Here is a 14715-nt window from a genome sequence, read left to right on the forward strand (position 1 = left end):
ATAAACGATATATTTTCGTAGGAGTGTGTAAGTTGGAACAATCTACTGATAAAAAACCGATTTATGATGATCGCGTGCAACTAATCTTGCGCAGTATGGTAGAAGGAAAAACCAGAGATCAGCTAGCTTTGGAGCTAGGACATAAAAGCTACAAGACACTAGACATTTATATGCGCCGCAAGAACTTCATGTGGGATCGTGATCGGCAGAGCTATGTACCTATCTACAACCGCTTGGATCATTACGATTCAGGTAAAGAGGTCTTCAGTTCTTCTAAGCTATCTACCATAATCTCTTTGTTCAACAAGGAAGATGCTGATGCGAAAACGATAGCAAAACGATTAGGCTTTACCAATCATCGTGAAATGGCTACTTACATGAAGTCCAAAGGATACGTATGGTCAGCCGAAAAGAAGAACTATCAAAAAATGCTTGGTAAGGTACAGGAAGAAAGAGAAGTTATTCAGGACATTCCTGCTGTGGAAAAAGATGAAATCTCACCTGAGCCACTACAAGCCCTTCCAGCGAGTGTAAAGACAGGACGGTTAGGTACAGATCATCTAGGTGATTACATTCCGCTATTGGAGCTTCTAGACCGTAATAGAGATCGCTTGATTGATCTGATCGTCCCGGGGTCTGAAACAGGTAAAGTACCTCGCTATGCTGTTCCAGGAATTTTTGTAACCAAATCGGTTCATATGACTAATACTTTGGATCAGTTAGTGCGAGAATACAGCAAGGAGAAGAATATTAGTCAGCGCGATATTTTTGCCGTTGCCTTGATTGAATTCTTTCAGAGGTACGGGTATGAGAGAGAGATGGAGACTTTGTTAGGGAAAAGGTAGGGCGTATAGACTCCTAGATTGGCATAAGATAAGCGAAAAAGGGTGAGTTATCCTTTTTCGCTTTTTTGATTTGGAAAATGACAAGTAAGCATTGTCTTTTTGCATCTCCTTTCTACAATAATAGAATTGCTCTCCCTTTCTCTTCTTTACTTGTATGAATGTAGTAGTAAGCCGTCGTTTGTATATGTCCATGCCCTGCTAACTTGCTCACAGTGGTGAGTTCTACACCTTTTTTTAACAGTCTCGTGCAGAAGGTGTGACGAAATTTATGAGGATACATGCGTAATCCTAGTCGCTTACCCAATCCTTCTAACATCGTGTTGACAGCATCTTTGTGCAATTTAGAAGAACGCTGACTTAACAAAAGATAAGGGCTATCTTGGTGTTTACTTTCCTGTCGATCCGTTTTCATATGCTCCTTGATTAGTTCCATAAGATCGGGACGTATGGGTATCTCACGATACTTCCCACCTTTTCCTGTTACCTGAAGATTGCTGGTAAGGAAGTCTATGTCACTGAGTTGGATGCCACACAATTCACTCACACGGACACCCGTGTACAAAAGCAACCAGATGATGAGATGGTTTCTTAGGCTGACCTTGATTCTGTCTTTCCGCAATGTAACCACTTGATCATTGGTCAGTCTGCGATCAATCAGAAACAGATTGAATGCTTGAAGGGAGTTAATTTTCTTATTGATCGTTGCTACCGCATACTTGTTTTCCATCAGGTGGTTTTTGTAACTGGAGACATAAAAACGTTTCAGGTCAGTTAGTTGCTCCACACCCATCTCTATCAGGTACACAGAAAAAGCTCTCACGTCACCAACATAGGATTCAATTGTTTTTGGTGCGATTCCATTTTCAACTAAATACTGCTCAAATTCTTCGATTGGGTTCATACCATTTCCCTCCCCTAACACATTCCTAACGTATTCCAAAACAAAATACCCTCCATCATCTTGGTAGGGAGGCTAAGAAAAAGCATATAAAACAACTCCTTCCATTGTTCATTCAAGGAAATAATATATGCTTCACTTTTAGCTTATTTCGAAACAAACAGGGGTGATTTAACTTGTTGAACGGATCACAACTTAGGTAAGGTTGCGTATGGAAATGACTACTAGGTTTCGAGGGGTGTTGCTGTAACTAGCCGCAATTTTTATATTCTTCAGTAAGAGTACCAAAGTATTAAGACTTTCCGCTTGTTGGCGTGCTTGGAAAGTATTTTTCCAATCGAATATAAGTGGTTTTTTCAGTGAACTGAATCAGAGTTTTACAGTAAGTTGATGGGACAAATAAAAAAAGACCCCGTACACATTTCTGTGTATAGGGTACAGTTTCTGCTTTCTATCGCCCGCGTTATTTGAGCTTATTAAGAAAGTGTTTTACTTTTTAACAGGTACACCAACAATAGCCTTCAACTCATTTGTATTTACATCAGTAATATTGTTATCCTTTTTGATGTTTACTACCACTACAGCAGATTCAAATTCATCTGCTGATACAAAATCGTCACCAGTAGTTGTTACTAGTTTAATAGTATTAGTAGCTACATCAATCTCAGCGATAGGAGCAAGTGATGCTTTTGTACCATCAACCAGTACTTCAATACCTGCTACTACATCATTAGTTACAATGTTTTCAGAGAAAGTAAGAACGATCTCGCTTGCACCGTTAAATTGAGCTTTAGCAATAGTTGGAGCAACATTCTCTTTGAAATCGCCAGTGTAAGTGTATGCTTTTGCCAAAGCCACACCATTTTTGGCTTTTACATTTTTACTGATCTCTAAGTCGTAAGCACCATCAAATTCAATGGCTTTATCATTTAGAGTCAGTTCAACCACGTTTTCCTCTTCTATAAAGATTGCTTTATCAAATACTTTCTTACCACTCACTGTGTAATTATTTACATCAAGGGCAGATTGTCCCATAGGAATGGTGTACTCTACACGTACCGCTTTATTGGTGATTTCAACCTTATCATTACCGGTTCCTGCATCAACTTTAATTGCAGGTACAGAAGAATCTACAGATTTTGCAATGTCAAATGTAAGTTTCAAATCCTCTTGAAGGCCTGGGCCAAATACAGCTTTAGGTACGCTTACTTCGTATTTACCAACAATAGGAGTTAGAACTTTAATTTTTACTACCTTCGCGTTTGCTCCATCCAGTGATAGGTTTCCTGAAACAGGATAGTTGACTGCTTTCACTACATTTTCTGGGGTAGTTACTTTACCGATGATGTCGCCAGTTAGGGAAGTAGCAAGAGTTACATCATTCTTGAAAGTAAGCTTAACGATAGTATCGGTGCCATCTTTCACAACTTCTGTTTTATCGACAGTCGGAATAATATCACCAAACACTACGTTTGAAGTGAAACTATCTCCATCATTGCCAGCCAAATCTTTATAAGCAGATACAGTAACTGCTTTAACTCCAGCTGCATTAACACCGGAAACTGTTAAAGTTACAATGTTAGTCTTAGAATCATAGGCTTGTGCATCTACAGTAACTCCAACTGCATTCAATGTGAGGTAGTTAGGAATTTGAGGTGTACCTTGATTCTTAATTGGTTCGCTAAACTTAATTTCGACTTTATTAAAACCAACTGCTTTAACAGAAGTAACTTCTGGATTAATTGCATCAACCACAGTTGATTTCACAGTAACTTCCAATGGATTTGGGTTAACCAAGTTGTTGCTCCAGTCTTTAGCACCAAGAATAACTACACGGTATTCTTTATTCGCAGCAAGACCAGCCAACTCAATGCCTTTTCCATCAGCAGTCAGTTGAGAATTAACTGTTTGAACTTCGCTACCATCAGCAAATACTTTTACTGTACCGGCAGCAAGAGGTTGCAATTCTTCAGTGAAGTTAACTACAGCCACACCAGATTGTGGATATTTTACATCAACAAGAGCAGGTTTTACAGTATCACTAAAAGAAATGGTTTTAGTAAACTTAGGAGATTTTACTTCCGCATCTGCTTTAGACTGAATTTCATCCACTGTTACTACAAAAGTTGTGCCGTTAGCAATAGGATTTGTCAACGTAATTACAAGTGTTTTGTTGTCGTCTTTAAGATCATAACCATTCGCAATTACTGGATTTGTACCAAGCCCTACAATAGTATAGTTTGCTACATCTTTAGCTTCAGTTGCATCAACTTCTTGGCTAAATTTAATTTCTAGTTTTTTAGCGTTAATAGCACTTACGCTTTCAACTTTCAAATCACCAGCAGGAGTTTCGTCTTGCTCAGGAACTTTTACTTTATCAGTAGCAGCAGTACCATCTGGGTTTACTGCGAAGAAACCTTGTTCTCCACCGATTGCATCAAAAGCAGCTCCTGTAGCTGGTTTGAAAGCAGATGCGCTACTGGTATTGCCTGCATCTAAAGCAGCTTCCATATCTTGAAGAGTAGCTACTCTATTTTGGTTATCTACGAATAGAATTTGGTTTTTACCCAAAGCTGGTAATTCTGATGCAAATTTAGCAGCAGCTGCTTTGTTAATTAGAGCATCGCCGCTGTAATATTTATCTACATCGCCACCTAGGTAGAAACCTGTGGATGCTGCAAATGCAGAAGTTGCCATGCTAGTAACAAGTGCTGTAGATAGCACTGATAGGACTACTTTTTTATTCACTTACTACCCCTCCAAACAGAATTGTTGTTGGAAATCTATTTTTCTGTAAATTCATATATTGTAATACCTGTAAATCACTAGGCAGATCAGAGGATATTATCCTCTGATCTGATTCGTGATTAATATAGTTTTTTACTTATTTGCTCTCAACAATTTTAACATCTTCTTCATGAATCTTTTCAGATCCTTTATAAACAGTTACAGTTGCTTTAGTTTCTAGAGCTGCACCAGCATCGCTCCAGATACCAGCAGAGAACTTAGCATCTTTTACATCAACTGTTTTAGTTACAGAACCTACTTTAATAGTAACAGAGGTACCTTCTGCAGCCTTACCAGTCAATTCCCCTGCAATACCGTATAGGTACAGTCCACCTGCATATTTTTCATAAGTGTTGTTAGTGAAGTCGATATATTCTGGGTCTGGATCAACTGGGCCTGGTTTACCATCCAAGAATTTCTTCATATCCCAATCTTTTTCATCCACTTCAGATTCGTCAGTAACGATCAATACGAATTCAAGAACTTCATCATCTTCTCCAGAGAATACGAATGCATAGTCGTCTTCGTTAATTTGACCAACTTCTTCACCATCAATATCGAGGTAAATAGTGTCAGAATCTGTACGATATTCTTCTTTACCAAAATGGATAATTTTACCTTTAATGTCATCAACAAAGATTGGTGCTTTAACAGTCAAATCTGCTTTAGCAGCATCATCATCAAGTCTCATATCTGGTGCATCAGGTTTAGTGCTTACTAGTTTGTAGATGTCATCTTCATCAATTTCATCTTCGTTAGTAGCAGTGAAGCGGACGAAATGGTCTCTGAACTGTGCAGGTTTGTCTCCTTCATATTTGAACTTCTTGGAAACCCATTTGCCATCCTCATCAAGGTAGTTCATTTCTAGGTAATCTTTACCATTATTGTAAGTAGCGCCTGTTACAAAACCGAATTCGCTAGTGCTAGCTAGGCTATCAGCATCCAATACGAATGCTGCATCTAGTTCAGAGCCATCAACCAATGCCCATACAGTAGCTTTTTTCTCAGCGATGCTTTTCCATTTAAGCATTTTAACATTGGTATACTCGTCGTCTGCTGCTTTGAATCTTGTTAAGTCAAAGAATGATGCGTCAGAAGCTAGATCGTAAGTTTTGCTACCGATTGTTACACGGTTTTTGTCTTTGTTGGAGTTATCTCTCCAGTTTTTAACTTCTTTAAGATCACTGGAATCAACTAGACGAACTTCTTTAACTTTGTCATCAGCGTCGAACTCAACTTTAACTACTACTGGTTGGTCTGCAGAGATTTGAAGTTTATCAACATCATTTTTGCCAAATTTATTACCTTTAGCATCACGGATGTCAGATGGATCAAGTTCTAGTTTTTTCTTTTTACCTTTTTCAGTTACGACCGTGAATACATATTCATTGTTGATTTTGTCGTACTGAGCAGATCTGGAAACAACTGCAGTTTGTTTGCGAGCGTTAGCTTCCAATGCTTCGATATGACGAACAGTACCAGCTGAATCTAAGAAGAGTTTTACGTTAGTGCCGTCAAGAGATTTGATCTCGTCGTTAGTAATTTCGTTAACAGCATCTTTCTTCTCATCATATTTGTAAGAAGCTTTGTTTAATTTGTAATCTTTACCGTTGATTCTGATTCTGTTTTTCTTAGCATCAGTATACAGTTTAACTTCTTCAACTTTACCTTCAATCATAGTACGGTTAGCGAAAATAAGAAGTTTGTCTTTGTCTCCATCAGGACGGTATGCAGAGTACGTATCGTTTTCTTTCAGGTCAGCCAGTTTAGCTGGTTTTCCATCCAAGAATACCAAGTAATCTTTGCCTTCTTCTAAATCTTTCAGAGATAGATCTTTACCAACTAGGGTTTTGATTTCTTTCGTAGATACAGATTTAACTGTTTCAGAACCAAATTTGTTTTCTACCCAGTTTCTGTCAACAGTTTTGTCGTCAACGATGTACAGATAGCTAACTTTACCCTTTTGGTCAAGAACAACTTTGATGGAGTACTCATCAAGGTATTTAACCATTCCTTTTAGGGCTTCAGCAACTTTTTTCTCGCTATCACCAATGCGTTGGTAGTTGTAAGTCAAAGTTACGTCTTTAGCTAGATCGTATTTTTTACCGTTAACTAACTCGACAGATACGTCTCCATCATCAAGAGCGTCAGCTAGATCAGCTTCTTTAACGTCATCTTTTACTTCTTTGCTCTTGATATATAGGGAATCCAAACGATCTTTAACAACTGTTTCGGATTCAGAATCTTCCATCCAAATTACAGTGTTATCACGGTTTTTAACCCATACTTGTACGTGTTGACCAATGAAGTCGTTTGCGTTGATTCCTTCAGTAACAACGTATTTTGTTTTGTTGAATGCGTTAGATCCAGTAAATTCAACTTCGTTAGCAGCCAATTTACCAAGACCGATAACTGGTACGTTAGTTACAACTGGAAGATCTTCTGGTTTGTTGTTACCAGTTTGAGTCCATTTTGTATCATAAACGTTAACTTGTAGGTACTCGTTCAACAGGTTACGACCTTTAAGGATTTGGAAGTCGTTGTTAGTACCCCAAGAGCTTTGTTTTGCAATGTCAACAGTTAGAGAGTTGTCAAGCATTTTGAAAATGTCGCCACGAGTAGCAGCTTTGTTAGGGTCGATAGACACACCTTGAGAGATTCCAAGTTCGGAAGCTACAGCGATGTGGCTGTTAGGCCATTCGCCTTTTTGTTGTGCGTATAGGTCATAACCTAGTGCACGAACCATCATAGTTACTGCTTGTGCATAGTTAACATCGTTGTTAGGTTTGAATGTTTTGTCAGCATAACCAACGATCAATTTTTCGTTAACTGCGATGCTTACCCAACCTTTGAACCAGTCAGATGCAGTAACGTCTTTGAAGTAAGGAACGAAAGTAGCGTTTTGAGCTGCTTCAGCTTTTCCTACAGAACGAACCATGATAGTCGCGAATTCAGCGCGAGTAATCGTTTTGTCAAGTTGAAGATCTCCTGTCTCATTACCTTTGATTAGGCCAAGAGCAGACAAACGTTGTACTACTTTCTCCATTTGTGGATCCAATTTTACAGGTGTTGCCGCATCTTCTGCTCCAGCAACTGTTGGTATTACGGATAGTGCTAGGGCACTCACCAATAAGCTATTAACAACCTTTTTCATAACCTTAGGTTCTCCTCCTCTGGTATATAACAAATTATTTTGGGATATCTTATTACTAGATGTCTCTTTCTTTTTCCAGCCCGAATCCTGCAAGCGCGTTTCACCTCCTTTCGCAGGATCGCTTTATTGAAAGAATAACTTCTTCATACTTCCATGCATTAAACTAGCGAATCGTGTCTAAAAGTGCAACAGTCATTAGTGTATCATAGTTGCTAGACTTCGTGAATCCTTTTTTAGGAATTTAGCCGCAATTGCTTCGACATTCTATTAAACGTGTTTTAGCTTAAAAAGTTGCGGTGATTCAAAAAAATTTTTTAAAAAACTTCTCTTATCCCATTTTTTAGGGACGTCTTACTACAAAAATCATTATAATATTGCCAAATCTGGCTGTCATCAACATCTTTTTACCAATTTTCCAAGTGAAACTTTGTCAGAAATTCGCGAAGCTTCCTATATTTCCAGTTTATCTAGTGACCTCCACCGGATACTGGCAGGTAAATCGCGTTTTCGAATTGCATTACAGCAAGGTTCAATTGGTGTACACGTTGCTGATAACTGGATTCACTCTTCGAAAGTTCTTCTCCGGCACCCATAACCTCAATTGCCGTTGCCAGCCCATTCTCGAAACGCAGTTTGCTCAAGCGATAGTTTTCTTCTGCTGCCTCTTTACCCTTTTTCAGAGCATCTAACGCATTCTTTACCGAATCAACCTGGTAATGTGCCTGCATCAGATCCACTTTCACTTGTTCCTTGGTTTGTTCCACATCCAGTTTTACTTGTTCCATCTTATTTTTTGCCAGACGAGCAGCAAAACCGTACATGGTGGCATACTCGTCGATGACTTTCAGCTCTTTCTCTGCTAGCACTACCTGTTGCTCTGCCTGTTTCACATCAAGCCGCTCTTTCAATGCTTTGTCGATAGCTGGCTGCAATGCGATAACATCAGTCTTGATATTAGTAGAGTTGGTTAGTAGCTCCCATTTCTTGTTTAAGTCTACGCCCATGAACTTGTTTAAATTCAGGCGTGCTGTTTCAGCCTCAATTTCTGCCTGAGTTAAGGCAGCTTTCGCCTGAGCGAGGCCTGCCTCTGCTTGCAAGACTTCCGTTTTCGCACGCGTTCCTACATCAAAGGCAGCATTTGCAATTTTTAATTGTGATTCAGAACGATCGAAACTGAGTTTTTTCAGATTCAATTCGTCTTGTGCATGTAACAGATCATAGTACGCTTTTTCAGCACCTAGCTTATACTGTCCCTCAGACAACTCTACACTTAACTTGGAAAGCTGTGCACCAATTTCAGCACGCATTGTCTGAACATACTTGGCTTGAGCCGTGCCTAGATCCTGTACCCAGTCAGATTTAATCTTGTTACTTCCGAACTCTACTTGGTCAGACGTAATGTCCGCTGCAGCTGTTTCAAGTTTTTGCTTTTTCAGGCTTGTGTTGTTAGCAAGGGTCAGTTCAATTGCTTTTTCTACAGTCAATTGGTTATCTGCAATTTTCTTATCCTGCTTAGATACCTGTGACGCTGGCTGCTCCTGCTTCACCTCCGGCTTTGCCTCCTGAGGGGTTGCAGCAAAAGCCACTCCACCACTTGATGTCATGACCATCGCTGCTATGGTGAGCGCCATCCATTTTTGTTTGGAATAAGGAAAATTCATTTTTAATCTACTCCTTTAGCTCAATCATTTTTAATAATCTTTCTGGCTACGGTCACTTACTATAATCATACGTTATCTATCAAAGAAAAGAGCAGTATCTCTTGACAATCTGTCAAACGCTACAATTGGTAGAATCAAGCTCAACCTTTATTATGCTTATCGGCTCATTCACTCTGATATGACAACTTTTTTCATAGAAGTGCCCCACACTTCATATGGAATACGAATATTCCTGCAAAAAATTTCAGCCTAGTTTGCAACAAGGCTTATTTCTAGATATGCTTACCTATGGGGTGATTGATATGTTACAACATTATAAAACCGTGGCCGGATATGGCGAGGACGAAATCGTCATCGATCGGTCACGTTTTATTGGATATGCACAGCGAGTTACCACAGAAGAAGAAGCTGTGGCGTTTATCGCCATGATTAAAAAGAAACATTGGGATGCTACCCATAACTGTAGTGCATTTATCATCGGAGAGAACGACCAAATCCAACGTTCCAACGATGACGGCGAACCAAGTGGTACTGCCGGTAAACCTATTCTGGAATGCATAAAGAAAAACGGTGTAAAAGATACAGCCGTCGTGGTTACCCGTTACTTCGGTGGAATTAAGCTGGGTGCTGGCGGGTTAGTTCGAGCTTATACAGCAGGAACTGTAACCGCGCTAAAGGCAGCCGGAATCGTTGCTCACATTCTACACCAGGAAGTCATCATTACGCTGGACTACCATTGGTGGGGAAAGATTGAGAACGAGCTTCGCCTTGGTAACCACCGCGTAGACGGGATTGATTATGCTGAATTGGTTGCTGTTCGTGTCCAATTGCCAGCAGGTGAAGAGATAGCCTTCATGGAACGCATCACTGATCTGACGAATGGACAGGCTAGACTTGAGCTAGGTAATAAAGATTATATCGAACTGCCAGTCGAAGCCATTCAGGATACCGAGTAACATTTAGTTTATGGACAAACATTTTTGCAAGTAACCATATTATATAGAAGAAACTCATTTTGACTCTGATATGTTAGACGCTCCAAGTTGCAGATAGGTTGCGCCCAACTATTGGATAATAACCTTAACTTTCTCTGAAGAGCCTCTTAAGAAGTGGCTTTTTTCTTTGGAAAGCGGCGGAATAACTTGAACAAAAATCTTCATCCTACTTTAGTGGAGAAAACCAGCTTCTCTTTTCACACTTTGCTAAGAGTCTTCGCCCCAAATGGGGTTAGACTGTCCGCTCCGCACTATTCATCGGGGAAGCTCACAACGAAGTCTTCACTGTAAGACTTGCTGGGGCTCGCTTCTTTTTCCCGATGAATAGTGCTCCGCTGGGTCGGCCTACGCCAAGTCGCTCTGTGTGAAAAGAGAAGCTGGTTTTTTCATGCTTTTGGTTTTAATTGTATTTTTTCTTTCCACAGTAGCCCTTGGCAGAAGAAGCACATTTTTTGGCTAGAACTATTTAAGGTCCTACCTAGCTACACAGCAAAGAGTGCGGATTAAAAAGCGCAACCCATGAGATACTGCGTAGCACTTTCGTCTTTTTGCGCTTTCCGCACTATTTGCTGTGTAGCGGACAGTCTCAGCATCCTTGCTGGACCTTAACGAGTTCACGGACAAAAAATGTGCTTCTTCTGCCAACCCACTACAGTAGTCATTAAGATCATTCAAATTACAAAAAAGAGCCACTTCTTACGAAGCGACTCCCATTTATTACTGACCTCTGCGGGTCGTATTATTAACCTTTTTCAATCGTAAACGCTGATACGTGTTAATGATTGGACGATTTTTCTTACCAACCAGTCCAACGATTTCAGTGACCATATGAATCACAAAACCCAGAACTGCCAGAATAATAAGCGTCATCCAAAAAGTGTGACCAGCCGTGTTTATCTGAGTTAAGAGAATCGCAGCTGCTCCAAAGAAAGCACTCATTCCATAGATCGTGATTACCGTCATCCGGTGAGACAATCCCATATTCAACAGACAATGATGCAAATGACCTTTATCTGCACTTGAGATTGGCTTGTTGTTCAGCAAGCGACGCACAATCGCAAAGAATGTATCCCAGAGTGGTACACCTAGAACGACGATCGGGATGATAAAGGAAACAAATACCGCTTCCTTAAAGCCCATGATCGAAAGGGCAGCTAGGTTAAATCCAAGGAACAATGCTCCTGTATCACCCATAAAGATTTTGGCTGGATGGAAATTGAAGTACAAGAACCCGATGATCGCTCCGAACAAAATGAAGCTGTACATCGCAACGCCTGTATCCTTCATGATGATAGCCATAATCGCCATCGTCGCTGTTGCAATCGCTGATACACCTGCTGATAGACCATCTAGTCCATCAATCAGGTTAATCGAGTTGGTTACCCCAACGATCCAGACCATCGTGATAGGAATCGCTAGCCATGCTAACCATCCTTGAGTAAAATCAATACTATTTACGCCAAGCGGCAAGTTAACGACACCAATTTTGAGTCCGAATCCTGCAACAACAACTACTGTTGCTAACAATTGCCCGGCAAGCTTCCACTTAGGAGATAACTGATACTTGTCATCCAGAATCCCTGTTATCAGGATGATGACTCCCCCGATAAAAATCCCCATCATCTCTTTCGACAACAATTGCTGTGTCATTGGTGCGAATATCGCAAATGACACCACAAAACCTATAAATATCGCCAAACCGCCCATGCGGGGCATAATTTTCGTATGAACTTTTCTGTGATTTGGTGCATCAACCGCCCCAATTTTTTCAGCTAGTCGCTTCACATATGGGGTAGCGATAAAAGCTACGACCATTGAAGTTAACAGTCCGAGGACATAACTAGACATGATGTTTCCCCTCTCTACTGCGATTAGGTTCGCTTATTTAACCGACCCCACAGCACTGCAACAATAAACTTTGGTATTGCCACTTGTCTTCTCCAGCGTGACGGTGTGGCTAGTAGACGATAAAACCATTCCAGATGAATCGCTTGCCAAAATTTTGGCGCTCGCTTCACCTTTCCAGAGATGATATCCAGACTTCCTCCTACACCCATCGCTAAGTTAACAGGCAATGCCTCCCAGTGTTTAGCAATCCATTCATCTTGTTTTGGAGCTCCCATAGCGACAAAAAGTAATTCTGGCTTCTTTTCTCTAATGTCTGCCACAATCTGCTTTTCCTGTTCCGAGTTAAAAAATCCATCTTGCCTTCCCACAATTCGTGCATGTGGATAACGTTCGGCAAGAATTTCTGCTGCTTTTTGGCTTACATCTGGCGCAGCACCCAAGAGGTAAACACCCCAGTTATTTTCATTAGCTTTCTCCATCAGGCTTACTAATAATTCAACGCCCGTAACTCGTTCTGGAATCGGCTGATTAGTCCAGCGTGCTGCTTTTACAATACCAATTCCATCTGGTGTGACGTGGGCTTGTTCAATAAGTTTCCTCATGGATGAATTCCCTTGAGCCATCATGACCATTTCCGGGTTGACCGTCATAACACGCGTCCGATTCCCCGCCTTAATCTCAGCCGTAAAATAATCGACTGTTTCCTGAAAACCCAGTTTAGAGAAAGGGACCCCAAGGATCCGAATGACGTTCATAATATATGCCCCCACTATATCTATTATGTAGGCAATCAGTATTAGGTTGCACGTAGCCAATTTTACTCTAAAAGAAAAGCACATTCAAGATAAATTCCGCGAATGTGCCTTGGTGTTTGCTGGGTACTATTCCTGTTTGTTACCAATTGCAAACATAATTTCGCCTTCTGCTGCTATCTTTTCGCCTATACGTGCGACAGCATTTCCTTTGCCGACAGAACCACGTACACGGGTCATTTCTACTTCCAACACGAGTGTATCACCCGGTTTTACCTGCTCCTTGAAGCGGAAGTTATCAATCCCTGCAAAAAAGGCTAATTTTCCTTTATTCTCTTCTTTACCTAAAATAGCTACCGCACCTACTTGTGCTAACGCTTCAACAATCAGTACACCAGGCATTACGGGGTATCCAGGGAAATGCCCTTGAAAAAATGGTTCGTTCACGGTTACGTTCTTAATCCCCACCGCTTTTTTCCCATATTCTACTTCAACAATACGGTCTACCAAAAGAAACGGGTAGCGATGCGGAATAATCTCCTGAATCTGTACAGTATCCAATACGGTTGTAAATTCCATCTAGATTCCCTCCACTTCCAATATTTCACCATGATTTTGACGAATGACATTACTCATATGTACTTACAATAACAGTATTCTCTTGCTCTTAACCGGGCAAGGGGTTTCTATAAGGGAGCACTTCGTTACGGAGTGCTCTTTTCATTCCAATCCTTATTTAACAAGAGGAATTTGGATAAATAAATCGCACTGGTTAAAAAGGAAAAAACGATAACCGCCCACAGCATCATTTCTCCATAAGGTATCTTAAACATGATCATCGTAAACACGATATAGAATAATACGGTTGTTACTTTCCCAAAAATATTGGCTGGCACGGTCTGCTTTCCTCGAAAGTGAAAAAAGGCAGACAAGACAATCATCGCAATATCTCTGAAGAAGAATACAGAAGCAGCCCAAATGCTGATCCGATCTGAAAGCAGAAAAGATAAAATAACTGCAATCATCATCAATTTATCAGCAAGCGGATCGAGCATTTTACCAATAGCAGTGACTAATTTATACTTACGTGCAATGTAACCGTCCGCCACATCCGTTATTCCAGCAAGGACCAGAATGAGATATGCCACAGTAATATGGTGTTCATAGCTTGAGAAAAAGACAGCTAGGTAGATCGGGACTAGTACAATGCGGAAGACTGCGAGCGCATTCGGGACATTCACCGAACATACCTCCATTCATCCTCGCCTACATATAGTAAGGGAGATTCGTATACTTTTTAAACATTTATGACAATAAACAAGCTTTCTTATTATACCCTTTAGAAGGAAAGTAGATCAACTGTAACTACACGGTTCAACTTACTCCTACAGTATGCTCTCCCTTAGAAAACTAGGATTTTTCATGGATGCTGCTCCATTTCATCCTGCTTTAGAGGAGAAAACCAGCTTCTCTTTTCACCCTTCGCTAAAAGTCTACGCCCCGCAAGGGGTTAGACTGTCCGCTCCGCACTAATTCTCGGGGAAGCTCAAAACGATGTATTCACTGTAAGACTTGCTGGGTTTCGCTTCTTTTTCCCGATAAATAGCGCTCCGCTGAGTTGGGCTTCGCCAAGGCGCTCTATGTGAAAAGAGAAGCTGGTTTTTCAGGGTGTTGGGGTTGGTTTTGCTTTACCTCTGAAGCCGTTTGCAGAAGAAGTACATTTTTTGTCCAGAACCTTTAAGGTCCTACCTAGCTACTGAGCAAAGAGGGCGGAT

10 protein-coding genes are annotated in these 14715 nt (G+C 40.6%); 2 read left to right on the forward strand and 8 right to left on the reverse strand.

The genetic code is table 11. From position 1 onward, the window contains the following. Positions 1 to 23 precede the first annotated feature (23 nt). Positions 24 to 845 carry a hypothetical protein gene (locus LM917_RS12535; protein ID WP_309241950.1) on the forward strand — a complete coding sequence of 274 codons (822 nt, stop codon included), beginning with the start codon at positions 24 to 26 and terminating at the stop codon, positions 843 to 845. A gap of 112 nt (positions 846 to 957) precedes the next feature. Here the strand turns inward: LM917_RS12535 and LM917_RS12540 are convergent, their stop codons facing one another. From LM917_RS12540 to LM917_RS12555, 4 genes are all read right to left on the reverse strand, one after another. Beyond that, a complete protein-coding gene (locus LM917_RS12540) occupies positions 958 to 1746 on the reverse strand; it encodes a tyrosine-type recombinase/integrase (RefSeq protein WP_232697862.1) in 789 nt (262 codons plus the stop codon). Between the two features lie 486 nt (positions 1747 to 2232). Further along, positions 2233 to 4491, reverse strand: a complete 2259-nt coding sequence (locus LM917_RS12545) for a hypothetical protein (RefSeq protein WP_232697863.1) — start codon at positions 4489 to 4491, stop codon at positions 2233 to 2235. Positions 4492 to 4627: 136 nt separating this feature from the next. Continuing rightward, entirely contained in the window at positions 4628 to 7777 is a 3150-nt protein-coding gene (locus LM917_RS12550) for an S-layer homology domain-containing protein (protein ID WP_232697864.1), read from the reverse strand. A gap of 374 nt (positions 7778 to 8151) precedes the next feature. After that, positions 8152 to 9345, reverse strand: a complete 1194-nt coding sequence (locus LM917_RS12555; RefSeq protein WP_232697865.1) for a TolC family protein — start codon at positions 9343 to 9345, stop codon at positions 8152 to 8154. A 302-nt stretch (positions 9346 to 9647) separates the two neighbouring features. Between LM917_RS12555 and LM917_RS12560 the strand changes: the two genes are divergently transcribed. Beyond that, a complete protein-coding gene (locus LM917_RS12560) occupies positions 9648 to 10301 on the forward strand; it encodes a YigZ family protein (protein ID WP_232697866.1) in 654 nt (217 codons plus the stop codon). Positions 10302 to 11057: 756 nt separating this feature from the next. On the opposite strand, the gene LM917_RS12565 is transcribed toward LM917_RS12560, so the two are convergent. The 4 genes from LM917_RS12565 to LM917_RS12580 all read right to left on the reverse strand — a co-directional run bounded on the left by LM917_RS12565 (position 11058) and on the right by LM917_RS12580 (position 14181). Then, a complete protein-coding gene (locus LM917_RS12565) occupies positions 11058 to 12188 on the reverse strand; it encodes a glycosyltransferase family 4 protein (protein WP_232697867.1) in 1131 nt (376 codons plus the stop codon). Between the two features lie 23 nt (positions 12189 to 12211). Then, positions 12212 to 12943, reverse strand: coding sequence for a WecB/TagA/CpsF family glycosyltransferase (locus tag LM917_RS12570; protein WP_232697868.1), 732 nt, complete (start codon positions 12941 to 12943; stop codon positions 12212 to 12214). Positions 12944 to 13069: 126 nt separating this feature from the next. Further along, the gene (gene fabZ, locus LM917_RS12575; RefSeq protein ID WP_232697869.1) at positions 13070 to 13519 is read right to left on the reverse strand and encodes a 3-hydroxyacyl-ACP dehydratase FabZ; all 450 of its coding nucleotides are present in this window, start codon (positions 13517 to 13519) and stop codon (positions 13070 to 13072) included. A 125-nt stretch (positions 13520 to 13644) separates the two neighbouring features. Next, positions 13645 to 14181: a CDP-alcohol phosphatidyltransferase family protein gene (locus tag LM917_RS12580; RefSeq protein ID WP_232697870.1), complete on the reverse strand. Its 537-nt coding sequence runs from the start codon at positions 14179 to 14181 to the stop codon at positions 13645 to 13647. Positions 14182 to 14715: the final 534 nt, after the last annotated feature.

The sequence above is a fragment of the Brevibacillus daliensis genome (genome assembly GCF_021245735.1).
In the GTDB taxonomy this organism is placed as follows: Bacteria; Bacillota; Bacilli; order Brevibacillales; family Brevibacillaceae; genus Brevibacillus_B; species Brevibacillus_B daliensis.

Bases quoted from the DNA above. Each gene is read 5' to 3' on its own strand.
- LM917_RS12540 (WP_232697862.1), bottom strand. From the start codon at position 1,746: ATGAACCCAATCGAAGAATTTGAGCAGTATTTAGTTGAAAATGGAATC.
- LM917_RS12555 (WP_232697865.1), bottom strand. From the start codon at position 9,345: ATGAATTTTCCTTATTCCAAACAAAAATGGATGGCGCTCACCATAGCA.
- LM917_RS12560 (WP_232697866.1), top strand. From the start codon at position 9,648: ATGTTACAACATTATAAAACCGTGGCCGGATATGGCGAGGACGAAATC.
- LM917_RS12565 (WP_232697867.1), bottom strand. From the start codon at position 12,188: ATGTCTAGTTATGTCCTCGGACTGTTAACTTCAATGGTCGTAGCTTTT.
- LM917_RS12570 (WP_232697868.1), bottom strand. From the start codon at position 12,943: ATGAACGTCATTCGGATCCTTGGGGTCCCTTTCTCTAAACTGGGTTTT.
- fabZ (WP_232697869.1), bottom strand. From the start codon at position 13,519: ATGGAATTTACAACCGTATTGGATACTGTACAGATTCAGGAGATTATT.